We start from the raw sequence: 23,388 nt of genomic DNA on the forward strand, positions 1-23,388 counted from the left end.
TGGGCGATGTGCCGGGCGGCGACCTTGTCGCCGAGGTCACGGATCGCCTGCGGCGGCGGGCCGATCCAGGTCAGACCGGCGTCCAGCACGGCCTGCGCGAACTCCGCGTTCTCGGACAGGAAGCCGTAACCGGGATGGACCGCGTCCGCCCCCGAGTCCTTGGCCGCCGACAGCACCTTGTCGAAATCCAGATAGCTGGTGGCCGGGGTGTCGCCACCCAGCGCGAACGCCTCGTCCGCGGCCCGGACGTGCAGAGCGTCCCGGTCCGGGTCCGCGTAGACGGCCACACTGGCGATCCCGGCATCCCGGCAAGCACGGGCCACCCGGACAGCGATCTCGCCACGGTTGGCGATGAGCACCTTGCGCACGATGCCTTCCTTCTGCTGAAAGTCTCTGCTGAGAGTACGAATACATCCGGCCGCCCCCGCTTCTGGCGAGGCTCCCGGCCGGTCCTGCGGGACGGGTGCCGCCCCGGAGGCACGCACCACCGCACGGGTACGTGGCTCCGGGGCGGCGTTCAGCACGCGAGCGTGCTCACCAGGCGTAGGCCTCGGGCGCCGGCTTGGCCCCGTTCGGGCCGGGCGGCGGGAACAGCTGGTCCAGCTTCGCGAGCACGGTCGAGTCGAGCCGGATCGTCAGGGCGCGCAGCGAGCCGTCGAGCTGCTCGGCCGTGCGCGGTCCGATGATGGGGCCGGTCACGCCCTCCTGGGCGAGCAGCCAGGCCAGGCCGACGTGCGCCGGGTCCTCGCCGATCTCGGCGCACAGCTTCTCGTACGCCTCGACGGTGTCGCGGTGCTGGGCGAGCAGCCCGGCGGAGTGCCCGGAGGTGCCGCGCGCGGCGCCGCCCTCCTTCAGCTTGCGCAGGACGCCGCCGAGGACGCCGCCGTTGAGCGGGCCCCAGGGGATCAGGCCGAGGCCGTAGTGCCGGGCCGCGGGCAGCACCTCCAGCTCGACCCAGCGGGTCATGAGGTTGTACCGGGACTGCTCGCTGACCAGGCCGAGGAAGTGCCGCGCCTTCGCCGCCTCCTGCGCCTGGGCGATGTGCCACCCCGCGAAGTTCGACGAGCCGAAGTAGAGGACCTTGCCCTGCTGGCGGAGGACGCTGAAGGCCTCCCAGATCTCCTCCCACGGCGTGTTCCGGTCGACGTGGTGCATCTGGTAGACGTCGATGTAGTCGGTGCCCAGGCGCTGGAGCGAGGCCTCGCAGGCACGCCGGATGTTGAGCGCCGACAGGTACGACTCGTTGGGCCAGTTGCCGGTCGGGAGATAGACCTTGGTGGCCAGCACGGTCTTCTCGCGCCGCCCGTTGCCGCCGGCGAACCAGCGGCCGATGATCGGCTCGGTGGGCTGCTCGCCCGGCCGCGTGCCGTACACGTTGGCCGTGTCGAAGAAGTTGATGCCGCGGTCGTGCGCCCGGTCCATGATCGTGTGGCTGTCGGCTTCGGACGTCTGCGTCCCGAAGTTCATCGTGCCGAGCACGAGCCGGGACACGGACAGTCCGCTGCGGCCGAGGTTGGTGTATTCCACGTGAGTCCTTCAGTAGTGCTGGATCTCCGACCGCGCGCCGGTGCCGGGGCGATCGGGGCTGGGGGGTGCCGTACGGGGCCGGGCCGGGCCCGGACGACGGGGGGAGCGGGATCAGGCGGCGGCCGCGTCCGGGTACCACTCCGCCATGCGCGCGAGGTCGGCCTCCCATCCGGGGCCCGGTGCGCGGCCCAGGTCGGCCCAGAGCGGGGCGCTGTCGAACCAGTGGTCGGTGGCCAGCATGTCCAGGGCGCGGGTGGCGGCCCCGTTCTCCGTCGGCAGGGCACGGGCGTGCGCGAGACCGATGTTCCGCCGGGGCGGCGGGGGAGTCATCCGGCCGGCGACCGCCTGCAGCAGCGCGGACGCGGTGACCGGCTCGGGATAGGCCGCGTGGTAGACGTCCGAGGAGAGGCCCTCGCGCGGGGCGAGGCCGACCGCGACGATCAGGGCGGCGAGTTCGGCGACCGAGATGACCGAGAGCCGGGCGTCCCAGCCGGTGGGTGTGCCGGGCAGTGTCCGCAGCAGCCGGCTGAGCCCGGGCACGACCCAGGCGTCGCCGGGGCCGTAGACCAGGTGGGGCCGTAAGACGACGCCCCCGGCGGCCAGGACGGCGTCCTCGGCCTCGGCCCGGGTCCGGGAGGTGGGCGACCGCGGCCGGCGCGGCAGCTGTTCCGGGCGGGCGCACCGGAAGATGCCGCGTCCGTATACCGAGGCGGTGCTGAGGTGGACGATCCGGGAGACTCCGGCGCGCTGCGCGTCGGCGACGAGTGCGGCGGTCCCCCGGGCGTTGACGGCCTCGTTCGCCTCGGGCGTCCCGCCGATCCGCGAGGCGCAGTGCAGGATGACGTCGGCGCCGTCGCACAGTCCGTGCAGCGAGGCCGGGTCGGCCAGGTCCGCCCGTACGATCCGGGCCCGGCCCGCGGCGGGCGGCCGCGGCGGTGTGCGGTGCGAGGTCAGGGTCAGCCGGGCGCCGAGGCGGGCGGCTTCACGGGTGACGTGGGCGCCGATGAATCCGCCCGCTCCGGTGATCAGGATGTTCTGCACGTGGGAGCTCCGGTCGCGTGACGGTCGTGGGTCACCGGCTGCGCGTGCGCAGGGTGAGGTGGGTGACGAAGACGGATGCGCCGTTCTGGGTCCCGCGCACCCGGACGTGGACGTCGCCGGAGGGGTCGACCGCGGTCGGCTCGGCCTCGATGACGGTGGGCGCGTCGAACTCGGCGTACCGCTCGAAGGTGCTCGACAGGTCGAGGACGACGGTGTCGGTCATGCCGGTCACGGCGTGCGCGGCCTGCCGGGCGGCCTCCAGGAGGACCATGCCGGGGACGTGGTCCACGGGGTGGTCGAAGAAGATCGGGTGGCTGCAGTCGACGCGGAGCTCCCATCGGTTGGCTCTGCCGCCCGGATCCTCGCAGAGCACCACGTGCTGCGGGTCGGTGCGGCCCACCCGGGCCGGGTCTATCGGCTGTCCCGGCCGGCGGTCGGTGCAGGTGGGCCGCTCGCCGCGCAGGCGCTTGTAGACGCTCGGCCGGGTGCAGCTCAGGGAGGCGCCGGCGGTGGCCAGGGTCTCTCCGTCGATCTTCACGTTCACTTCGTAGCGCATGCCCCCCAGTTCCTTGCCCCGCCGGACGATGTCGCGGCACACGGTGTGCAGTTCGACCTCGGTCGGGGTGGGTGTGGCGACGAACAGCTCCATCCTCGAGGCGAACGAGATGGAGTGCATCAGGAACTGGTGCCCGAAGCCGACCCCGAACTCGGCGTGCGCGAGCAACGCGCCTGTCTGGCGCACCGATTCGACCAGGAGCATCGGGTCCTGGTAGCCGCCGGACTGGGCGAACAGCGCGTGACCGCGCGGCCACTGGGCCCCCACGACGAAGGAGTCGGGCTCCTCGGTCCACCGCCAACCGGTGAGCAGGACCTCAGAGACAGCGGCCCGGTGCACGTACTGGCGCGGAACGGTGGTGGTGAAAGCCGTGGGCGCGGAATCGAGCATTGCGGTCATGGCTGGCGCTCCTGTCTGTTTTCGGGCAGGGCGGAGCTGCTGAGTGTGGCAACAGCCCCCGTTCGGTCCACACACCCAACAAAATACAGACAGGTCTGTTGGGTAAATCAAGTAAAAAGTTGGGGTCGGGCGTGTCGAAGAACGGAGTCCCAGGCTCCGCCGGCGCCTGCGCGCAGCGGAGCAAGCGCATCACGCAACGAGATCAAGGAACCGGCAGTTTTGCCGGTTCTTGGCCATCGTCCCACGTCGGCCCGGCTAGGCAAAGGGGCTCGGCGGGGCCGGTGCAAAGCACCCCATTTTCTACGTCAAGGCAGGTCAGGGGTGTTCGAGCAGCCCTGACACGGCTGCTTCAATACGCATTGACAATCAGACAAGTCTGTTTGGTATCTTCGCCGAGCACCTGAACTTCGAGACGAGCATTTGGCAGTCGGTGACGCCGGCGCTCCAGGAGGACCAGATGAACCAGCAGGTAGCAGACCTACCCGACGCCCACACCGCGCGGCTTCACCCCGTGCCCCAGCACGCCCACCCCGCCGCGCCGCGACTGCACGTCCCGGTCGAGCACCCTGCCCTGCGCATCCTGGTCGTCGAGAACGAGGAGCGTTCGGCCAAGGCCCTGGTCCAGGACCTGATTCGGCGGGGGTACCGCGCCGACAGCGTGACCACCGGGAGCCAGGCGCTCCAGGTGCACCGCCAGGCCGACCTCATCCTGCTCGACCTCGACCTGACCGACCTGGACGGCCTGGAGGTCTGCCGGAGCATTCGCGCCATGAGCGACACCCCGATCATCGCGGTGACCGAGCGCGGCAGCGAGCTCGACCGCGTCCTCGGGCTGCAGGCCGGCTCCGACGACTACATGGTCAAGCCCTATGGCTTCCATGAACTCCTCGCCCGCATAGGGGCGGTGATGCGCCGCGTGCGGCCCTCGCCGACGGCCCGGACGATCGAGTACGGTCCGCTCCGGATCGACGCCGACACCCGCAGGGTCACCCTGCACGGGCGCCCGGTGGACCTCACCCGCAAGGAGTTCGACCTGCTGCACATGCTCGCGATCCAGCCGGGCGCCGTCGTCTCCCGGCGGCAGCTGATGACTCAGGTCTGGGACGACGCGTGGTCGCACAAGGGGCGCACCATCGACACGCATGTGAGCAGCTTGCGCGGCAAGCTCGGATCCAGCCATTGGATCGTGACCGTCAGAGGTGTCGGTTTCCGTCTGGGCAACCCGTGAGGGCGCGTCGCGGCCGCCCGGTGCCGGAGGCGAGGGCTCTCCGCACCCCGGCGCGCGACGGAAGTGCGCAGTCTGTCCGTTTCCGCTTGCGCGCCCCTGGCCAGCGGCGCACGGGTAAGTAGAATGCAGACTTGTCTGTTTCGTTCGTTGGCGAGTGGCGAGGATCCGGGGTATGGCAAAGCAGGAACGCGGAACGCGATCAAGGCAAGCGATCCTGGAGGCCGCCGCCGAGGTCTTCGACCTTCGCGGCTACGACGCCGCGAGCACGAACGAGATCCTGGCCCGCAGCGGTCTCACCCGTGGGGCCCTCTACCACCACTTCCCCTCCAAAGAGTCGATCGCCATGGCGCTGCTCGACGCGCACGGCGGTGCTCTCTTCGCTCCCGAGCGGACCACCAAACTCCAGTCGGTGATCGACCTGACCTTCGCGTTCGCCGTCCAGCTGCAGTGCGATCCGGTGCTGCGGGCGAGCGTGCGCCTGGCGGTGGAGAAGACGTCCTTCCCCCGCCCCGTCGAGACGCCCTACGAGCAGTCGACCGTCGCGATCGGCGAACTCCTCGCCGAGGCCCAGCAGCACGGCGAGATCCTGCCGGGCCTGGACGTCGGCGACGCCACGACCGTCATCATCGGCGCCTTCACCGGCCTCCAGGTGATGTCGCAGGTCTACACGAACCGTGAGGACCTGCCCCAGCGCGTCAGCGCCATGTGGCGCTTCCTGCTGCCGGGCATGGTCGCCCCCGGCCTGATCGGCAACCTGCGGGTCACCCCGCCGTCCGACGAGCTCGTCGCCGCCGACGTGGCCCGGGCCGAGGTCCTGACCGAGCAGGCCGCCGCCGCGGCGGCCACCCAGGCCCCCTAGACCTCGGACGTCACACGCCCCGGCCGACGGCTCCGCTGCCGGCCCGGCGTGACCCGACCGGGCCGCCCGCTGTCCGCCCGCCCTCTCTGTACGCCAGGAGCAAGGCCGCGGGTCCCGGTGCGGCGTCCGCCGTCCGCGCCGCCCGTACGGCCGGGCCGGAGGCGTTCCGTCGGACCTGGCGCCTGGGCCGACGCGACCGCGACCGACCGCCCGCGGCGGACTGGCTCACCGACCGTCCGCGGCGGACTGGCTCACCGACCGTCCGCGGCGGACCGGCTCACCGACCGTCCGCGGCGGACCGGCTCACCGACCGTCCGCGGCGGACCGGCTCACCGACCGTCCGCGGCGGACCGACTCACCGACCGCCTGTCCGTGTCGGCCGGCCGGCCGGTCCGTCCGCAGGGCCTCAGCCGGCTTCCTTGAACAGCGGCAGCAGCATGTCCCATATCCGCTCGGTGCTCTCCCGGCTCCACCAGGCCGTGTCGGTGTACCCGAGGGACTCCAGGCCCGCGGTGACCACGACGGCCAGGTCCGCCAGGATCTTCCGGTCCGGGCGTTCGGGGGTCTCCGTGAGGACCTCGGCGCGCACCCGGTCCAGCATCGCCTCGCGCAGCCGGGGCGGGTTGTCGGTGCCGTCAGGTGCCAACCGCAGCCCCGCGCGCACCAGTTGGTCGTCCGCCAGGGCCCTGCCGAGGGCGACGCTGAACCGCGCGGGCGCGTCGGCGCCCCCGTCCGCGAAACTGTCGTCGGCGAGAGTCCGGACGCGGTCCTGGGCCTGCGTGTGGACCTCCGCCACCAACTCCGCGATGGACGGGAAGTGGTGGTAGAGCGCGCCACGGCTGACCCCGGCGGTGTTGCAGATGTTGACCAGTCCCGCGTCGGCGAGCCGGCCGTTCGCGATGAGCTCCACGGTGGCACCCACGAGTGCCTGACGGGTCGTATGCGACCGTTTTTGCATCGCGCATGTCCCTTGCCCGGTACGACGGCTCTCCCTGCGACAGCCCGAAGTGTGAGGAGGCGCCGAAGGTGCCTCCGCCAGCAAGAACCATACAGCTATGCCTGTTTCGAAGGACACCCACGGAAGGGTACGTATCTCAAATTCCACGCAAGACGGCCGGTTCCTGCTAGGGAGCGCCGTGTACGCGTCAAATCCTTTTCTTGGGGCAGTTAACCAACATACAGGTCTGTATGTTTTGGCTCAGGCGTGGTCGGCCCCTCCCGGGCGGGCGGTCAGGACCCGAAACGGTCCAGGTAGTCCGCATTCGCGAGCGGGGTCGCCGCCAGGTACTCCGCGGGCAGGTCGAAGGCGTCCACCAGAGCCGTCAGATGGGGCGCGAGGTCCGCGACGGCGCTTTCCGTCGTGCCGTGCAGGGCCTCCACCTGGGCCGGGGTGAGGTGCCCCGCGACGAGCAGGTCACCGGTGTGCGGGCGCAGTTCGTGGAGGAGGAAGAGCCGGGAGGCGCCCTCCAGGAGGAAGCGGGTGCGCGGTGCGGTGGCGCGGGCGGTGGCGGCGAGCAGGGCGTCGGCGGCGCGCACCCGGGCGTGGGCGGCGACCATCTCCAGGGCGGCGCCGGAGGTCTCGTTCCAGCGCCCGACGGGGTCGCCGGAGGGGCCGCCGCGCAGGGCGGTGCGGGCGCGGTTCTGCCAGATGCGCTCGACGCAGGCGTGCAGGTCGCGCAGGAATCCCAGGTCGCCGAGCTCGCCGCGCGGGGCACGGGCCGGGCCGGCCTCGTGGGCGAAGACGAGCTCGGAGCCGGCCTTGACCCAGATGACCAGGTTGTCGCCCTCGGCGGTGATGCCGCCCTCGACGTTGAGCGGCAGGTCGGAGAGGCCGTTCGCGGGGAACAGGCCCTGGGCTCCGCAGCGTTCGCGCGCCTCGATCGTGATGTCCCGGGCCTGCCAGGTGATCCAGCCCTTGGCGATGGCGATCAGCCGCTCGACCTCCTCCCGCTCCACCGGGTCGGCCGGGTCGTGACCGGCCCACCGGTCGACGACCGAGCGGTGCAGGAAGGTCATCGCGTAGGCGGTGGCGACGGCGCGGAGCAGCCGGCCGTGGTGGCTGCGGTGGGCGCTGAGCGGCATCCGCTCGCCGGCCTTGGGGGCGCCTATCTTGCGGTGGTGGGAGTAGCGGACGGCGATGGAGAGCGCGGCGCGGGCCATGCCCAGGGTGCCGCCGCTCATGCACAGCTTGCCCATGGTGACCCGGCCGACGGAGCGCAGGAACCGCTTGCGCCGGTTGCCGAGGCTGCTGGTGAGCCGGCCGCCCTTGTCCAGCCGGCCGTGCGCCGCCTCCAGCATCGCCTCGCGGGGGAGTCGTACGTGGTCGAAGGAGGTGAGGCAGTGGTCGACGGGGGTGCCGGTGCGGTCCGGCAGCGGGTGCACCCGTATGCCGGGGAGATGGCCCTCGGCGTCGCTGAGCGGGGTGAGGAAGAGGAAGATGCCCTGGTCCTCGTCGTCGACGAGCAGGCGCGCGGCGACGACGGCGGTCTTGGGGCCGCCCGCGAGGCTCGTGTTGGGCATGAACTTGCGCGCCCCGGGATGGGGGGTGTGCAGGACGAAGCCGCCGGTGTCGCGGTCGTGGCGGGCGACGGTCTCCAGGGACGTGACGTCGTTGCCGTGGGCGAGTTCGGTGCACAGGAAGGTGCCCACCCGCTCCATGGCGGTGTAGGGGGACAGGTCGCGCCGGTAGCCGTCGTGGTCGAGGAGGCTGCCGAGGAAGAGGTTGTAGTGGATGCTCGCGAGGGTGCACAGCCCGCCGTCGAGGAAGCCGGTCCACTCGTGCAGGGCGGCCAGCCGGTGCGCGTCGTAGCTGAGCGCCTCGGCCGCGGGGCCGGTCACGGTGTCGTTCACGAGCCGCAGGCGGTCGTAGGAGAGGGCGATGCGCTCGGCGGGGGTGAGGTCGGGGCGGTGGGCGAAGGCCTCGCCGGCGATCAGGCGCCGCCATTCGCCGTGGACGCGCTCGCGGTCGTCCCCGTCGAAGAGGAGGCGGGTGAGTTCGTCCGCGCCGCCTGGGGCGATGCCGTCTCCGGCCTGTCTGAGCGGTGCCTCCGCATGCTGGAGCATCTCGGCTCGTCCCCCGAAGTGAGTTGACCGGTGAGGGTGGTCTGACCTGTCAAGAGTAAGATACGTACCACCCGGTTTTGTTTCAATAGCCTGTCAAACCTTGTCAAACCGGTTGGATGGTTTTATTCTCGAAATGTGGATGTGTGAAGAAACCGGGATCGCCGGGGCCCACCCTACGCGCGTCGTGAGTCCCTGCGGAGAGACCGGTCGCCGACGCATCACTCCATGTGAGCCGTTGGAATACCAGCCTCGCGGTTTGTTTCGGTTTCCGCGAGGTACGGAGGATGTAGTGGCGCAACAAGAACGGGCCATCCGTACACGTCAGAAGATCGTGCTCGCAGCGGCCGAACTCTTCGACGAGGTCGGCTACGAGGCGGCGACGATCTCCGAGGTCCTGAAGCGCTGCGGGGTGACCAAGGGCGCCCTGTACTTCCACTTCTCCTCCAAGGAGGAGCTCGCCCAGGAGGTGCTGGCCGGACAGGTCGGCGCCCTGCCGCCGGTGCCGCAGCGCGAACTCCACCTCCAGCAGCTCACGGACGAGGCGCTCGTCCTCGCCCATCTGCTGCGCGTCGGCGACCCCATGGTGCGCGGCAGCATCCGCCTCACCGTCGAGCAGGGCTCGCTGCAGGACGGCCTCGACCGCCAGGTCCCCATGCGCGGCTGGATCGACCACAACATCGACGTCCTCACGCACGCGAAGGCGGCCGGCGAGCTGCTGCCGCACGTGGACATCACGTCCGCCGCGACGCTCTTCACCGGCAGTTTCACCGGGGTCCAGATGCTGTCCAAGATCATGACCCAGCACGCGGACATGGTGGACCGGGTCGCCGACCTGATGCGGACACTCCTGAGCGCCATCGCCGTGCCGGGCGTCCTCGTCCGCCTCGACTTCGAGCCGTCCCGCGCGGAACGGGCCTACGAGGAAGCGCTGCTGGCGCGCAACGGCGGCACCGCCGTCGCCTTGCCGGCGAACTGACGACGCCTCGGCGAAGGGGACGAGGGGGAGGGGAAGCCACGCTCTCCTCGGTTGCGTGTGCGGTGGGGGCACGCACGGAACGTACGGCCGAACCGAAACGGAGAACACACGCATGGACCCCATGGAAAAGGCTTCCTGCCCCTACGCCCTCGACGTGACCGGACGCGACCTCGCCGGCGAGGCCGCCATGCTGCGGGACCAGGGCCCCGCCGTGCAGGTCGAACTCCCCGGTGGCGTACGGGCCTGGGCCGTCGTGCGCCAAGAGCAGGTCGAGGCGCTTCTCGTCGATCCCCGTGTCTCCAAGGACGCCCGGCGCCACTGGCCCGCCTTCGTCGAGGGCCGGATCACGCCCGAGTGGCCGCTCTACCCGTGGGTCGCCAACGAGAACATGCTCTTCGCGTACGGGGCCGAGCACGCCCGGCTGCGCCGCCTGGTCGCCGCCGCGTTCACCGCCCGCCGTACCGCGGCCCTGCGGCCCCGGGTCGAGGAGATAGCGGCCGGGCTGCTCGACGGCCTCGCCGCCCGGTTCACCGCCGGGGAGCCGGCCGAACTGCGCAGCGGATACGCCGAGTCGCTGCCCCTCCAGGTCATCTGCGAGCTCATGGGCGTCGCGGAGGGGGCCGCCCGTGACGAGCTCACGGCGGCCCTGCGCACCGTGTTCAGCTCCAGCGTCTCCGCCGAGACGATGGAGGCCGCGCGCGGCACCGCCTTCCGGCTGCTCGCCGAGCTCGTCGCCGCCCGCCGCCAGGAGCCCGGCGACGACCTGACCTCCTCCCTGATCGCCGCCCGCGACGGTGCCGACGCCCTCACCGAGAGCGAACTCCTCGGCTCCCTCTTCCTGTTGATAGCCGCCGGCCAGGACACCACCGCCGCGCTCGTCGTCAACGCCACCGCCGCGCTGCTCACCCACCCCGAGCAGCTGGCCCATGTCCGGGCCGGCCGCGCGAGCTGGGACGACGTGGTCGCCGAGACCCTGCGCACCCACAGCCCGGCCGCCTACTCGCCGCTGCGCTTCGCCGTCGAGGACCTCGAACTCGACGGCCTGAAGATCGCCCAGGGCGACCCGATCCTGGTGAACTTCGCCGCGGGGGGCCTGGATCCGGCCCGCTACGGCGCTGACGCCGCCCGCTTCGACGTGCTGCGCACCGACCGGGACACCCTCGGTCTCGGTCACGGAGCGCACCGGTGCCTGGGCGCCCCGCTCGCCACCCTGGAGGCGACCGTCGCCCTGGCCGCGCTCTTCGAGCGCTTCCCCGACCTGGAACTCGCCTGCCCGGCGGAGGAGTTGGCTCCGCTCCCGACCTTCCTGCTGAACGGCTACGGGGCGCTGCCCGTGCGGACAGCCGCCCGCGGCTGAGGAGTTCCGGGGGGAGCCGGAAAACCGCTCATCCGGTTTGTTACTGTGGAGTGACACGTGTGACAACCACGGCGGTGACGGAGGCCCCTTGGCCAAGCAGGAGCGGGCGATTCGGACGCGCAACGCCCTCGTCGAGTCGGCGGCCACGCTCTTCGACCGGGAGGGCTTCGAGGTCGCCTCGCTGGCGACGATCAGCGCCAGGGCCGGGGTCAGCAGCGGGGCCCTGCACTTCCACTTCCCCAGCAAGGCGGCGCTGGCCGAGGCGGTCGTCGCGGCGGCCGGCGACCGCCTCGTGCGGATCACCCGGGAGCGCGAGGCGCTGCCCCTGCAGACCCTCATCGACGCCAGCCACGAGCTCGTCCAGGGGCTGCGCGTCGACCCGGTGCTGCGCGCGGGCTTCGTGCTCAGCGCCGGCGGGCCGGAGCGCACCCGGATGCCGCAGGACCTCCGGCGGGCCTGGCGCGAGTGGGTCGAGTCCGTCGTGGCACGCAGCGAGCGGGCGGGACTGCTCGCCCCGGACGTGACGGGCTCGGACGTCGCCGCCGCCGTGGTGGCGGTGGCCGCCGGGCACGCGGCCCTGGGGCAGCAGGACCCGCGCTGGCTGGAGCCGGCCCCGCTGACCCGGTTCTGGGCGTTCCTGCTGCCCCGCGTGGTCGGCGCCACCCGCGTGGGCCTGTTCGTCGCCTCGGGCGCGGAGGACGAGCCGTACGGGGGAGTCGTCGCCGAGGTCCACGAGGAGCCGGCCGTCGGGGCCGAGGCCCGTCCTTGACCGGCCCGCAGGGGCGCGCATAGCGTCGCCTGCCGGGCGCGTGCCCCGGCAGGCGCCGGGGGAACGAAGCCGGGGCCGACGGCAGAGAGGGAGCCGCACCGTGGCCGAGCCGCACACCGACCCGGTCGCCGGGGTACTCACCGGGCCCGGCGCGCCCTTCGCCGTCGAGAACGGCGTCTACACCGGAGGCCCGCGGACCCTGCGCGAGTTCGTCGAGGCCACCTGGGGCTACGGCGACCGCCCGTTCCTCGTCTCCGAGGACGGGGTGACCGGTTACCGCGCCTTCTTCGACGCCGCCTGCGGCCTCGCCCGCCGGCTCGTGGACGTGCACGGACTGCGCCCGGGCGACCGGGCGGTCGTCGCGATGCGCAACCACCCGGAGTGGCACGTCGCCTTCTGGGCCGCCCAGCTCGCCGGACTCGTCGCCGTGCCGCTCAACGCCTGGTGGACCGAGGACGAGTTCCGCCACGCCCTCGACGACTGCGCGCCCCGGGTGCTGCTGGTGGACGGCGAGCGGGTCCCCCGCGTCTGCGCCTGGGCCCGCGCCCACGCCGTGCCCGGCATCGTCTTCCACGGCGAGGCCTCCGAGGGCTTCGAGGCGTACGTCCCCGACACCGACCCGTTCCCCGGGCCGCCGCCCGTCGAGGTGCTGCCCGAGCACGACGCCACGATCATCTACACCTCCGGCACCACGGGCCGCCCCAAGGGTGCCGTCGCCACCCACCTCGCCCAGGCGGGGGCCGCGATGAACCCCCGCTACTTCGCGGCCGCCTCCGCCCTCGGGCGCGGCGAGCGCCCCGGTGCCGGCCCCGCGCCGGTCTCGCTCACCACCTTCCCCTTCTTCCACGTCGCCGCCTTCACGTCCTTCTACTCGGTCATGGCGGCCGGCGGCACCCTCGTCATGATGCGCAAGTGGGACGCGGCCGCGGCCCTGGACCTGATCCGCGCGCACCGCGTCACGCACTACGCCGGCGTCCCCACCACCGCCCTCCAGCTGCTCGACCTGGCCGAGCGCAGCGGCGACCCGCTGGACTCGCTCGTCCAGCTCAGCACCGGCGGGGCGGCCGCCCCGCCCCGGATCACCGCCCGCCTCACCGCCGCGTACGGGGAGCGGATCGAGCCCCGCAACGGCTACGGACTCACCGAGACCTGCGGTGGCGTGCTCGCCAACTTCGGTGCCGAGTACCGCGCCCACCCCGGCAGCGTCGGCCGGCCCACCCCGGCGACCGAGGTGCGGATCGACCGGCCGGACGCCGAGGGGGTCGGCGAGCTGTGGCTGCGCGGCCAGTCCCTGATCCGCGGCTACTGGGGCGACGAGGAGGCCACCCGGGCGGCCTTCACCCCGGACGGCTGGTTGCGCACCGGCGACCTCGCCCACCTCCGGGACGGACGGGTCACCGTGGTCGACCGGATCAAGGACCTGGTGATCCGGGGCGGCGAGAACGTCTACTGCGTCGAGGTCGAGGGTGTCCTGCACGCCCATCCGGACGTCCTCGAGGCCGCGGTCCTCGGCGTCCCGCACGCCGAGCTCGGCGAGGAGGTGGCCGCCGTGGTCCGGCTCCGGCCGGACGCGACCGCGGGACCGGACGAGCTGCGGGCCCACGTCGGGGCGCGGCTCGCCGCCTTCAAGGTGCCCGCGCACGTCGTCGTACGGGACGGGGAGCTGCCGCGCAACGCGGCCGGCAAGGTCCTCAAGCACGAGCTGCGCGCAGGGGTCGCGGGTGCCCTGGACCGGTGAGGCGCCCGGAGCTGCGCGAGCTCAGCTCCGTGAGATGCGGATCCGGTAGCCGCCCGTCTCCGTGTCCTCGCCGAGGACGGTGACGCGGATCCCGTTGGCCCGGTCGTGGAAGCTCTCGCCCGGTCCGTAGGGGGCGTCCGACAGCTCCGAGTGGACGTTCGGGCGCCGGGTGCAGCCACCGCTGCCGTGGTCGCTGTCGGTGACGGTGACCGGCCCGTGTCCGGTGTCCACGTCGGTGTCGACCCGGTAGACCAGGACGCCGGGCTTGCAGACCGCCTCGTCGTTGCCCTCGCGGGTGCGCGCCTCGATCGCGTAGCCGGAGGTGCCGGAGAGCGGGACGAAGGCGAGCTTCGGGCCGCCGGTGGTGGCGAGCGGGGTCAGCGTGTACTCGAAGTCGCCGGTCTTGGCGGCGCAGCCGACCTGGTCGTTGTCGAGCCAGCCGAGCTTCCACTTGTGCCAGCCGAGCAGGTCGTTGTTGGCCCCCCAGTCCTCGGACATGATGTCCCAGTGCCCGACGGTGCCGCCGCCGTCGACGGTGTAGAGGTCGGGCAGCCCGAACACGTGCCCGTTCTCGTGGGGCAGGACCCGGTAGCCGGTCTCGGCGTAGGTCCCCGAGCCGTCGTCCTGCCGGCTGTAGACGAAGGACGTGTTGGAGAGCGGGACGCCGTCCGCGTAGGGGGCGTCGTCGTTCCCCGAGAAGGTCACGGACAGCACGGTGTCGAGGGCCGAGGGCCCGGCGTTCGGGGTGACGAGGACGTTGACCAGGTCGTAGGCGCTGAAGTCGACCTGGGAGTCGGCGGCCCTCACGATGTCCTCGACGAGCTTGCGGTAGCCCGGTTCGTACGGGGAGCCGCGTTCCACCCCGTACGAGGAGAAGGGGTGCGGCATCCGCAGCCAGTCGGGTATCGGGGCGTCGGGCCGGTAGACCAGGCGCCCGTAGGAGCTGGTGCGGAACCACTCGGTGGTCTTCGGGAAGAACTCGTCGTAGCGGCCCATCGCGGTGCCCTGCCCGGGGGCGTCCGGGAAGTCGATCATCAGGTTGAGGGCCCGGACCAGGCCCGTGGAGCGGGCGTATCCGGGGGAGGTGGGCATTCCCTCCGACATCTGCACACCCATCGTCGTGGCGATGCGGCACGGTCCCAGCGGCGCTTCCCCGGGGCCGGCGGCCACGGGACCCGCGGAGGCGGGCGCCGGGCCGGGCAGGGTCGAGCTGGCCGTTGCCAGCGCGGCGAGCGCGAGGGCCGTCGCCGCGGCCAGGGCGATGGGTCTGCGTATCCGTCGGCGGGTGCCCTGCATCCGGTCGCCTCTCTGAGCAGCGTCATCGATGCGATCAGCCTCGGTCGGGGGAGGGGGGCGCGCGCGCCGGGTGGCCCGACCGGGGGAGTCCGACCCGCCGGGCCGGACGTGTGAGCCAGGTCACATCATGAGCGGGAAATAACCGGGGACCCAGTCCCCGTTTACCCCTGTGTCCGGCGAAGTGGGGACTCCTTCCCCGGATGGGTTCCGGAGTCGGACCCGGAGATGCTTCGAGACGAGACAGACCCCGAGACGAGACAGGGAGAGGCACCGTGAGCACCAGCACCGCCGACACCGCGCCCGCCCGGCGCATGCCGCGCCCCCGCGCGGACGCGCTGCGCAACCGGGAGCGGATCGTGACGGCGGCCCGCGAGATGTTCGTCGAGTCCGGCGCCCAGGTGCCGCTCGACGAGATCGCGCGCCGCGCCGGCGTCGGCAACGCCACGCTCTACCGGAACTTCCCCGAGCGCGACGACCTCGTCCGCGAGGTCGTCGTCTCCCTGATGGCCCGCATCACCGAGCGGGCCCAGGAGGCCGCCGAGCGGGAGAGCGACCCCTTCGCCGCCCTCCGCCGCTTCACCCACGCCGCCGCCGACGAGCGGATCGGCGCCCTGTGCCCGATGCTCGACGGCGACTTCGACAAGCACCACCCCGACCTGGACGCCGAGCGCACCCGCCTGGAGGAGGCCGTCGAAGGCCTCGTCGAGCGGGCGCGAGCGGCCGGCCGACTGCGCGCCGACATCGGCGTCGGGGACCTCATGGTCGCGGTCTCCCAGCTGACCCGGCCGCTGCCCGGGACGGGCTGTCTGAACATGGACCGCTTCGTCCACCGTCATCTGCAGGTGTTCCTGGACGGTCTGGAGGCGCCCGCGCGCTCCGAACTGCCCGGTTCCGCCGCGACCCTGGAAGACCTGAGGAGCCAGTCCTGCTCCGGCTCGTGACCCCGCCCGTGCCCGCGGCTCCGTAACGCCGTACCCCGCTTCATCCCCGTACCTTTTCGCTGTTTTTCACCGTTCCGCGCCAAGAGGTGGCTACCCCCATGTCAAAAATCACCACGACCCCTCCCCCGGCCGCCCAGGCCGACCCCAGTCGCTGGAAAGCACTGGTCTTCATCGCCCTCGCCCAGCTGATGGTCGTGCTCGACGCGACGATCGTGAACATCGCCCTGCCCTCCGCCCAGCAGGACCTGGGGATCTCGGACGGCAACCGGCAGTGGGTCATCACCGCCTACGCCCTCGCCTTCGGCGGACTGCTCCTGTTCGGCGGCCGGATCGCCGACCTGTGGGGCCGTAAGCGCACCTTCGTCGTCGGCCTGATCGGCTTCGCCGCGGCCTCCGCCCTCGGTGGCGCCGCCACCGGCGAGGCCATGATGCTCGGGGCCCGCGCGCTGCAGGGCGCGTTCGGCGCGCTGCTCGCCCCGGCCGCCCTCTCGCTGCTCGCGGTGATGTTCACCGACGGCAAGGAGCGCGCCAAGGCCTTCGGCATCTACGGTGCGATCGCCGGTGGTGGCGGCGCCGTGGGTCTGATCCTCGGCGGTTTCCTCACCGAGTACCTGAACTGGCGCTGGACCTTCTTCGTCAACATCCCCTTCGCGATCGTCGCGGCGGTCGGCGCCTACTTCGTCATCCGTGAGCCGGCCGGCGGCCGCAACCGCTCGCCGCTCGACATCCCCGGCGTGGTCCTGTCCACCCTCGGTCTGGTCTCGCTGGTCTACGGCTTCACGCGCGCCGAGTCCGACGGCTGGTCCGACCCGACGACCATCGGTCTGTTCGTCGCCTCCGCGGTACTGCTCGCCACCTTCGCCTTCGCCGAGTCCCGGGTGAAGTCCCCGCTGCTGCCCCTGCGCGTCGTCACCGACCGCAACCGCGGCGGTGTCTACCTGTCGCTCGGTCTCGCCGTCATCGCGATGTTCGGCCTGTTCCTGTTCCTGACCTACTACCTGCAGGTCGTGAAGGGGTACTCGCCGGTCAAGACGGGCTTCGCGTTCCTGCCGATGATCGCGGGCATGATCACCGGATCCACCCAGATCGGCGCCCGCCTGATGACCCGGGTCCCGCCGCGCCTGCTGATGGGCCCCGGCTTCCTGACCGCCGCCCTCGGCATGCTGCTGCTGACCCAGCTGGAGATCGGCTCCTCGTACGCCGGTCTGATCCTGCCCGCGCAGCTGCTGCTCGGCCTCGGCATGGGCACGGCGTTCATGCCGGCCATGTCCCTGGCCACGCACGGGGTCGACCCGCGCGACGCCGGTGTCGCCTCCGCGATGGTCAACACCTCGCAGCAGGTCGGCGGAGCCATCGGTACGGCCCTGCTGAACACCATCGCCGCCTCGGCGACCACCGCGTACCTCGCCGACCACGCGGCCGGCGCCACCACCCCGGCGGCCCAGAAGCTGCTCCAGCTCCAGGGCATGGTCGAGGGCTACGCGGCCGCCATCTGGTGGGCGGTCGGCATCCTGGTCGTCTCCGCGACCCTGGCGCTGACCCTCATCAACACCGGCAGGCCCGGCACCGGCGTGGTGGCCGGCTCGGGCGAGGGCGCGGGCGCCCAGGACGAGCTGAAGGTCCCCGTCATCGCCCACTGACCCCCGGCCGCCCGGTGCGGTCCACCTCCACGGCGCTTCCTGCCCTGGCTCCGCTGAGCTCCCGGCTCAGCGGAGCCAGGGCAGGTCCGCGTTCGGGTCCGTGGGCTGCAGGCCCTCGGCGACCGTCCGCATGATCGCGCCGAGCTGCTCGACCTGCTCCGCGGTCAGGCGGTCGAAGAGCGCCTGACGCACGGCGTCGACATGACCGGGCGCGGTGCGGCTCAGCACCGCGTACCCCTCGTCGGTCAGCGTGGCGAACTGACCCCGCTTGTCGGAGGGGCACTCCTCGCGCGCCACCCAGCCGCTCTTCTCCAGGCGCGCGATGGCGTGGGAGAGCCGCGAGCGGGTGATCTTCACGTCCTTCGCCAGCTCCGTCATGCGCATCCGGCGTCGCGGGGCCTGGGCGAGCTGCACGAGCAGTCCGTAGTAGATGTGCGGCATCCCGGCGTCGCGCTGCAGCTGGCGGTCGAGATGGTCCTCGAGGAGGGTGGTGGCGTGGAGGTAGGCGCGCCACACGCGCTGTTCCTCGTCACTGAGCCAGCGGGGTTCGGTCATGGATCCATGGTACGGCCAATTCTTGAAAGTTGAACTAGATCGGGTCTAAGCTGTTCCCGAGCATCGAGCTTGAAACTTCAAGGAACATCTCGGGTCCCCGGTCCTCCAGGGACACGACGGACCCCCAGGACGCGCAGCCAAGGAGGCGGACGCCATGGACGCCACGCTCGAACGGAACCCCGCCCCCACCCGGATGCCGGCCCTCTATCTCTCGCACGGCGCACCGCCGCTCGCCGACGACCCCGTCTGGCCCGGCGAGCTCGCCGCCTGGTCGGCCGGACTGCCCCGCCCCAAGGCGATCCTCATGGTCTCCGCCCACTGGGAGGAAGCCCCGCTCGCGCTCGGCGCCACCGAGACCGTTCCGCTCGTCTACGACTTCTGGGGCTTCCCTGAGCACTACTACCGGGTCCGCTACGAGGCCCCCGGCGCCCCCGCGCTCGCCGAGTCCGTCCGCAAGCTCCTGCGCGCCCCCGGCACGCCGGTGCAGGACATCCCCGACCGCGGCCTCGACCACGGTGCCTACGTCCCGCTCGTGGAGATGTTCCCCGGGGCCGACATCCCCGTCCTGCAGATCTCCATGCCGACCCTCGACCCGCGCCGCCTCATGGACATCGGGCGCAAGCTCGCCCCGCTGCGCGACGAGGGCGTCCTGATCGTCGGCAGCGGCTTCTTCACCCACAACCTGGCCGCCCTGCGGCACACCGGCGGCGGCGTGCCCGGCTGGTCCGCCGAGTTCGACGCCTGGGGTCACGAGGCGCTGGCCGCGCGCGACGTCGACGCCCTGCTCGACTTCGAGCGCAAGTCGCCCGCCGGCCGGCTCGCCCACCCGCGCACGGAACACTTCGCCCCGCTCTTCGTCACGATGGGCGCCGCGGACGCCGCCGGCGACCTGGGCGAGGAGCGCAGCGTGATCGACGGCTTCTGGATGGGCCTGGCGAAGCGCTCGGTCCAGTTCGGATGAGGCGCCGGCGGCCGGAGGCGGTCCGTCAGAGCTCCTTCTCGAACCAGGCCACGTCCCAGTAGCGGCCGAACTTCCATCCCACCTCCCGGTAGACGCCGACGGGGCGGAAGCCGAAGCGGGCGTGGAGGCGGCCCGAGGCCTCGTTGGGCTGCGCGACGCCCGCGTACGCGCGATGGACGTCCTCCCCGGCCAGGACCCCGAACAGCTCCTCGTACAGGAGCGTGCCGATGCCCCGTCCGCGGGCCGCGGGGGAGAGGTACACGCTCACCTCCACGGAGGTGGCGTACGCGGGCTTCGGCCGGAACGCGCTGCTCGTCGCGTAGCCGAGGATCTCGTCGGACCGCTCGTCCCTCGCAACCAGAAGGCGGTGCGGGCCGTCTTCAGGGTGGGAGCGGAGCCAAGGGAGTCGCTGCTCCGGAGTGAAGGGTTCCGTGTCGAATGTGATCGCGGTCTCACGGACGTAGTGGTTGTAGATCTTGGTGAGCGCGCCGAGGTCGGCCTCTTCCCCCGCCCTGACCTGCACATCCGTGGGTCGCATGGTGCGTTCCTTCGTGTCGTCGGCGGGGTTTCGGCGGCGCAGGATACTGCATGATCGCGAAAATCCATGTGCCGGGTGGGAATTCTGTCCTGATTCCAGTCGTTGTTTCCGTCGGATGCAGGGCACCCGAAAAGGTGTCGCGACCTACTCAGCAAGGGAGCACGCATGGCAACCCGTGCCGTCGCCCGTCGTCAGTCGTCCGCCGCGAGCGGAGGCAGCCGGGCAAGCAGCGTTCGCGCCGTGGGCGGGGAGATCGCCGACCGCGACCTGGTCGGCATGTACCTCGACGAGATCGCGCGCACGCCCCTGCTCGACGCCGCCAGGGAGGTCGAGCTCTCCCAGACCATCGAGGCGGGCGTCTACGCCCAGCAGATCCTCGACGGGACCGTCTCCTCGGCCGCCGGCGCGGCGGAATCCGGCGAGGCGGGCGGGGCGACCCGCGAGGAGCTCGAAGCGCTCGTCGCCGAGGGTGAGCGGGCCAAGGACCTCTTCATCAAGTCCAACCTGCGCCTGGTCGTCGCCGTGGCCCGCCGCTATCCCCGCAGCGGCCTCCCGCTGCTCGACCTGATCCAGGAGGGGAACGCGGGCCTGGTGCGCGCGGTCGAGAAGTTCGACTACGCCAAGGGCTTCAAGTTCTCCACGTACGCGACCTGGTGGATCCGGCAGGCCATCACCCGCTCCATCGCCGACCAGTCCCGCACGATCCGGCTCCCCGTCCACCTGGTGGAGGAGCTCGGGCGCATCCGCCGGGTGCAGCGCGAGTTCAACCGCGAGAACGGCCGTGAGCCGGAGCCCGCCGAGATCGCCGCCGAGCTGGGCTCGACGCCCGAGCGGGTCATCGACGTCCTGGACTGGGCCCGCGACCCGGTCTCGCTCAACATGTCGGTGGACGACGAGGGCGAGACGCAGTTCGGCGACCTCCTGGAGGACACCTCGGCGATCTCCCCCGAGCAGTCCGTTCTCACCCTGCTGCGCAGCGAGGAGCTCGACGACCTCATCGACAAGCTCGACAACCGCACGGCGTCCATCATCCGCATGCGCTACGGCATCGAGGACGGCCGCGAGCGCACCCTCACGGAGGTCGGCAAGGAACACGGCCTGACCCGCGAGCGCATCCGCCAGATCGAGAAGCACGCGCTCCTGGAGCTGAAGAAGATGGCCCGGGACACGGGCTTCGACGCGGTCGCCTAGAGCACCCTCCGGCGACCGGGACCTCGCTCCGCCGCGGCGGAGCGAGGTCTCCGGCTGCCCCGGTCGGGCAGGCCCGTCCGGGGCATGCCGCTACCACCAGGACAGGCGCCGCGCCGGTGGCCCGGCTGCGGCTGCCCCGCTACCGGCGGCCCGCCGCCGCACCGAGCCGCGTCGCCAGGTCCCGGGTGTACTCCACGAGCGGCACCGGCCCGTGGATCGTGAAGGGCGCGTCGACCAGCGCCAGCCGGACGGCCAGCCACTCGGTGGAGTCGTTGGTGCGGGCCCGCAGCCGGCAGCTCGTCTCCGTGACCGGCACGGGCGCGAGATGCGCCGGCAGGCGCCCCGCCACGAACTCCGCCGGCGCCTCGAAGCTGACGTCGAGCTCGACCTCGGGCTGGGCCCGCGCCATCGACCGGGTCAGATAGGCCGCCGCGTCCCCTGTCGGCAGCTCCCGCGGAGTGAACCGCGCCGCGGTCGGGAAGGGCTCGCTGACCCGGTCCACCCGGAAGGTCCGCCAGTCCTCCCGCCCCATGTCGTACGCGACGAGATACCAGCGCCGCCCGGTCGACACCAGCCGGTACGGCTCCACGAGCCGCTTCGTCTCGTTGCCGTCGCCCGCCCGGTAGCCGAACCGCAGCCGCTCCTGCCCCGTCACCGCGCCCGCCAGCGTCGTGAGCGTGGACGGGGCGACCGTCGCGCCGTCACCCCGGGTCAGCGGGATGGTGGCGTTCTGGAGCGTGGAGACCCGGTGCCGCAGCCGGGACGGCAGCACCTGCTCCAGCTTGGCCAGAGCCCGGACGGACGCCTCCTCGACCCCCTCGATGGCGTGCCCCGCTCCCGCCCGCAGCCCGACCGCGATGGCCACCGCCTCCTCGTCGTCCAGGAGCAGCGGCGGCATCGCCGTCCCGGCCACCAGCCGGTAGCCGCCCACCGCGCCCTTCGTCGCCTCGACCGGATAGCCCAGTTCCCGCAGCCGGTCGATGTCCCGCCGGATGGTCCGTGCCGAGACCGCGAGACGTTCTGCCAGCTCGCTGCCGGGCCACTCGCGCGGGGTCTGGAGGAGCGACAGCAGGTTCAGGAGTCGTGCCGGTGTGTCCGTCATGTTCTCCAGGATGTCGCTTATCTAGGACATGAGCTGACCTATATGGCCTCTACTTTCTTCCCATGAGTTCACACGACGCCGTCATGGATGCGGCTCCCACGGATCGGCGGCGCTGGATCGCCCTCGCCATCGTCATGACCGCCGCCTTCATGGACCTGGTCGACGCCACGATCGTCAACATCGCGATCCCCAGCATCGAGCGGGACCTGGGTGCCACCTTCGGCGCGATCCAGTGGATCACCGCCGGTTACGCGCTCGCCTTCGCCGCGGGCCTCATCACCGGCGGCCGGCTCGGTGACATCTACGGCCGCAAGCGCCTCTTCCTCGTCGGCACCGCGGGCTTCACCCTCGCCTCCGCGCTCTGCGGCGTCGCCGCCAACCAGGAGATGCTCGTCGGCTCCCGTCTGCTCCAGGGCGCGGCCGCGGCGCTGATGGTGCCGCAGGTCCTGTCGATCGTGCACGTCACCTTCCCGGCACACGAGCGGGGCAAGGTCTTCGGCATGTTCGGCGCGATCATCGGCCTGGGCGCGGTCTCCGGACCGCTGCTGGGCGCGCTGCTCACCCAGTGGAACGTCGCGGGCCTGGAGTGGCGCCCGATCTTCCTCATCAACCTGCCGGTCGGCGTCGCCGCGCTCGTCCTCGGTCGTCGCTTCATCACCGAGTCCAGGGCGCCGCAGGCGCTCCGTCTCGACATGGTCGGCGTGGCCCTGGTGACGATCGGCCTGCTCATGCTGATCTACCCGCTGACCCGCGGCCGCGAACTCGGCTGGCCGCTGTGGGGCCACCTGATGATGGCCGGCAGCCTCGTCGTCTTCGGCGCGCTCGTCGCGTACGAGAAGTACAAGACGAAGAAGGACGGCTCGCCCCTGATCGAGCTGTCGCTCTTCAAGGTCAAGTCCTTCGCGGCGGGCATCGCGGTGCAGCTGACCTTCGGCGTCGTGATGGGCATCTTCTTCCTGGTGTGGACGCTCTACATGCAGATCGGCCTCGGCTGGACCCCGCTGAAGGCGGGCCTGACCGGTGTGCCGTTCTCGATCGCGGTCTCCACGGCGGCGGGTCTGTCGGTGCAGCAGCTGGTGCCGCGCTTCGGCCGCAAGGTGCTCCAGGCGGGCGCCCTGACGATGGCGGCGGGCATCCTCCTCTACTTCCTGGTGGCCGGCCGCTACGGAGCGGACATCGCCCCCTGGCAGATGATCCTGCCCCTCGTCGTGATGGGTCTGGGCATGGGCCTGATCGTGGCCCCGCTGACGGACGCGGTGCTGTCGGACGTGCCGCGCGAGCACGCCGGTTCGGCCTCGGGTCTCATCAACACCACCGGGCAGATGGGTAACGCGCTCGGCCTCGGCCTGGTCTCGGTGGTCTTCTTCGGCGTCGTCGACGACCGGCAGCCGATCACCTCGGCGGCGGCGAACGCGGCGGCGTTCACGGACGCCTTCCAGAACTCCCTCGTCTGGGCGGCGGTCGTCCTCGGCGGCATCTTCCTCGTGATGTTCGCCCTGCCGGCGAAGCCGAAGCAGCACCTCGAGGGCGGCACCGACGAGGAGCCGGTCGCCGTCGAGAAGGAGCCGGCGCTGGCCGCCTCCTGAGCACCCGCCCACGGCGCACGCTCGACGAAGGGCCCCGGCCCCGGGACACGATCCCGGGGCCGGGG

At 71.9% G+C, this 23,388-nt stretch carries 21 protein-coding genes; 11 read left to right on the forward strand and 10 right to left on the reverse strand.

Going from position 1 to position 23,388, the window contains the following annotated elements; genetic code table 11:
- From ACIRQF_RS34865 to ACIRQF_RS34880, 4 genes are all read right to left on the reverse strand, one after another.
- Positions 1-368 (reverse strand): biotin carboxylase N-terminal domain-containing protein (locus ACIRQF_RS34865; protein ID WP_404098634.1); only part of this gene is annotated, 368 nt, incomplete at its 3' end.
- A 166-nt stretch (positions 369-534) separates the two neighbouring features.
- Complete coding sequence (locus ACIRQF_RS34870) at positions 535-1,527, reverse strand: aldo/keto reductase (RefSeq protein ID WP_404098636.1); 993 nt, start codon at positions 1,525-1,527, stop codon at positions 535-537.
- A 111-nt stretch (positions 1,528-1,638) separates the two neighbouring features.
- Positions 1,639-2,568, reverse strand: a complete 930-nt coding sequence (locus ACIRQF_RS34875) for an NAD-dependent epimerase/dehydratase family protein (protein WP_404098639.1) — start codon at positions 2,566-2,568, stop codon at positions 1,639-1,641.
- Positions 2,569-2,599: 31 nt separating this feature from the next.
- Complete coding sequence (locus tag ACIRQF_RS34880; RefSeq protein WP_389753701.1) at positions 2,600-3,523, reverse strand: ScbA/BarX family gamma-butyrolactone biosynthesis protein; 924 nt, start codon at positions 3,521-3,523, stop codon at positions 2,600-2,602.
- A 457-nt stretch (positions 3,524-3,980) separates the two neighbouring features.
- On the opposite strand from ACIRQF_RS34880, the gene ACIRQF_RS34885 reads away from it, so the two are divergent.
- Both ACIRQF_RS34885 and ACIRQF_RS34890 read left to right on the forward strand, forming a co-directional pair.
- Complete coding sequence (locus tag ACIRQF_RS34885) at positions 3,981-4,751, forward strand: response regulator transcription factor (RefSeq protein WP_404098641.1); 771 nt, start codon at positions 3,981-3,983, stop codon at positions 4,749-4,751.
- 172 nt (positions 4,752-4,923) lie between these two features.
- Positions 4,924-5,610 (forward strand): ScbR family autoregulator-binding transcription factor, encoded by a 687-nt coding sequence (locus tag ACIRQF_RS34890; RefSeq protein ID WP_376637107.1) that lies wholly within the window; start codon positions 4,924-4,926, stop codon positions 5,608-5,610.
- A gap of 406 nt (positions 5,611-6,016) precedes the next feature.
- Here the strand turns inward: ACIRQF_RS34890 and ACIRQF_RS34895 are convergent, their stop codons facing one another.
- Together ACIRQF_RS34895 and ACIRQF_RS34900 are read right to left on the reverse strand one after the other, a co-directional pair.
- The gene (locus ACIRQF_RS34895; RefSeq protein ID WP_382482759.1) at positions 6,017-6,520 is read right to left on the reverse strand and encodes a TetR family transcriptional regulator; all 504 of its coding nucleotides are present in this window, start codon (positions 6,518-6,520) and stop codon (positions 6,017-6,019) included.
- Between the two features lie 320 nt (positions 6,521-6,840).
- Positions 6,841-8,673 carry an acyl-CoA dehydrogenase gene (locus ACIRQF_RS34900; protein WP_404098644.1) on the reverse strand — a complete coding sequence of 611 codons (1,833 nt, stop codon included), beginning with the start codon at positions 8,671-8,673 and terminating at the stop codon, positions 6,841-6,843.
- Positions 8,674-8,962: 289 nt separating this feature from the next.
- On the opposite strand from ACIRQF_RS34900, the gene ACIRQF_RS34905 reads away from it, so the two are divergent.
- The 4 genes from ACIRQF_RS34905 to ACIRQF_RS34920 all read left to right on the forward strand — a co-directional run bounded on the left by ACIRQF_RS34905 (position 8,963) and on the right by ACIRQF_RS34920 (position 13,513).
- Positions 8,963-9,649 (forward strand): ScbR family autoregulator-binding transcription factor, encoded by a 687-nt coding sequence (locus ACIRQF_RS34905; RefSeq protein ID WP_376637104.1) that lies wholly within the window; start codon positions 8,963-8,965, stop codon positions 9,647-9,649.
- 121 nt (positions 9,650-9,770) lie between these two features.
- On the forward strand, positions 9,771-11,006 hold the full coding sequence (locus ACIRQF_RS34910) for a cytochrome P450 (RefSeq protein ID WP_376637118.1): 1,236 nt from the start codon (positions 9,771-9,773) through the stop codon (positions 11,004-11,006).
- An 88-nt stretch (positions 11,007-11,094) separates the two neighbouring features.
- Entirely contained in the window at positions 11,095-11,775 is a 681-nt protein-coding gene (locus ACIRQF_RS34915; RefSeq protein ID WP_376637103.1) for a ScbR family autoregulator-binding transcription factor, read from the forward strand.
- 100 nt (positions 11,776-11,875) lie between these two features.
- Positions 11,876-13,513, forward strand: a complete 1,638-nt coding sequence (locus ACIRQF_RS34920; protein WP_404098648.1) for a class I adenylate-forming enzyme family protein — start codon at positions 11,876-11,878, stop codon at positions 13,511-13,513.
- A 21-nt stretch (positions 13,514-13,534) separates the two neighbouring features.
- Here ACIRQF_RS34920 and ACIRQF_RS34925 read toward each other — a convergent pair whose 3' ends face one another.
- On the reverse strand, positions 13,535-14,809 hold the full coding sequence (locus tag ACIRQF_RS34925) for a M6 family metalloprotease domain-containing protein (protein ID WP_404098651.1): 1,275 nt from the start codon (positions 14,807-14,809) through the stop codon (positions 13,535-13,537).
- A gap of 311 nt (positions 14,810-15,120) precedes the next feature.
- Here ACIRQF_RS34925 and ACIRQF_RS34930 point away from each other — a divergent pair, with 311 nt between their 5' ends.
- Together ACIRQF_RS34930 and ACIRQF_RS34935 are read left to right on the forward strand one after the other, a co-directional pair.
- A complete protein-coding gene (locus ACIRQF_RS34930) occupies positions 15,121-15,750 on the forward strand; it encodes a TetR/AcrR family transcriptional regulator (RefSeq protein ID WP_382482834.1) in 630 nt (209 codons plus the stop codon).
- Positions 15,751-15,848: 98 nt separating this feature from the next.
- Complete coding sequence (locus tag ACIRQF_RS34935) at positions 15,849-17,390, forward strand: MFS transporter (RefSeq protein ID WP_404098654.1); 1,542 nt, start codon at positions 15,849-15,851, stop codon at positions 17,388-17,390.
- A gap of 66 nt (positions 17,391-17,456) precedes the next feature.
- Here ACIRQF_RS34935 and ACIRQF_RS34940 read toward each other — a convergent pair whose 3' ends face one another.
- Positions 17,457-17,945: a MarR family winged helix-turn-helix transcriptional regulator gene (locus ACIRQF_RS34940; RefSeq protein ID WP_376637099.1), complete on the reverse strand. Its 489-nt coding sequence runs from the start codon at positions 17,943-17,945 to the stop codon at positions 17,457-17,459.
- A 154-nt stretch (positions 17,946-18,099) separates the two neighbouring features.
- On the opposite strand from ACIRQF_RS34940, the gene ACIRQF_RS34945 reads away from it, so the two are divergent.
- The gene (locus ACIRQF_RS34945; RefSeq protein WP_382482765.1) at positions 18,100-18,906 is read left to right on the forward strand and encodes a dioxygenase; all 807 of its coding nucleotides are present in this window, start codon (positions 18,100-18,102) and stop codon (positions 18,904-18,906) included.
- Between the two features lie 25 nt (positions 18,907-18,931).
- Here ACIRQF_RS34945 and ACIRQF_RS34950 read toward each other — a convergent pair whose 3' ends face one another.
- Positions 18,932-19,444 carry a GNAT family N-acetyltransferase gene (locus tag ACIRQF_RS34950; RefSeq protein WP_404098656.1) on the reverse strand — a complete coding sequence of 171 codons (513 nt, stop codon included), beginning with the start codon at positions 19,442-19,444 and terminating at the stop codon, positions 18,932-18,934.
- Between the two features lie 165 nt (positions 19,445-19,609).
- On the opposite strand from ACIRQF_RS34950, the gene ACIRQF_RS34955 reads away from it, so the two are divergent.
- On the forward strand, positions 19,610-20,635 hold the full coding sequence (locus ACIRQF_RS34955) for an RNA polymerase sigma factor RpoD/SigA (RefSeq protein WP_382482766.1): 1,026 nt from the start codon (positions 19,610-19,612) through the stop codon (positions 20,633-20,635).
- 139 nt (positions 20,636-20,774) lie between these two features.
- Here the strand turns inward: ACIRQF_RS34955 and ACIRQF_RS34960 are convergent, their stop codons facing one another.
- Positions 20,775-21,737, reverse strand: coding sequence for a helix-turn-helix transcriptional regulator (locus tag ACIRQF_RS34960; RefSeq protein WP_404098659.1), 963 nt, complete (start codon positions 21,735-21,737; stop codon positions 20,775-20,777).
- 62 nt (positions 21,738-21,799) lie between these two features.
- Between ACIRQF_RS34960 and ACIRQF_RS34965 the strand changes: the two genes are divergently transcribed.
- Positions 21,800-23,323, forward strand: coding sequence for an MFS transporter (locus ACIRQF_RS34965; RefSeq protein ID WP_376637094.1), 1,524 nt, complete (start codon positions 21,800-21,802; stop codon positions 23,321-23,323).
- The last annotated feature ends 65 nt before the right edge of the window (positions 23,324-23,388 follow it).

It is taken from the genome of Streptomyces sp. NPDC101191, assembly GCF_044767915.1.
In the GTDB taxonomy this organism is placed as follows: Bacteria; Actinomycetota; Actinomycetes; order Streptomycetales; family Streptomycetaceae; genus Streptomyces.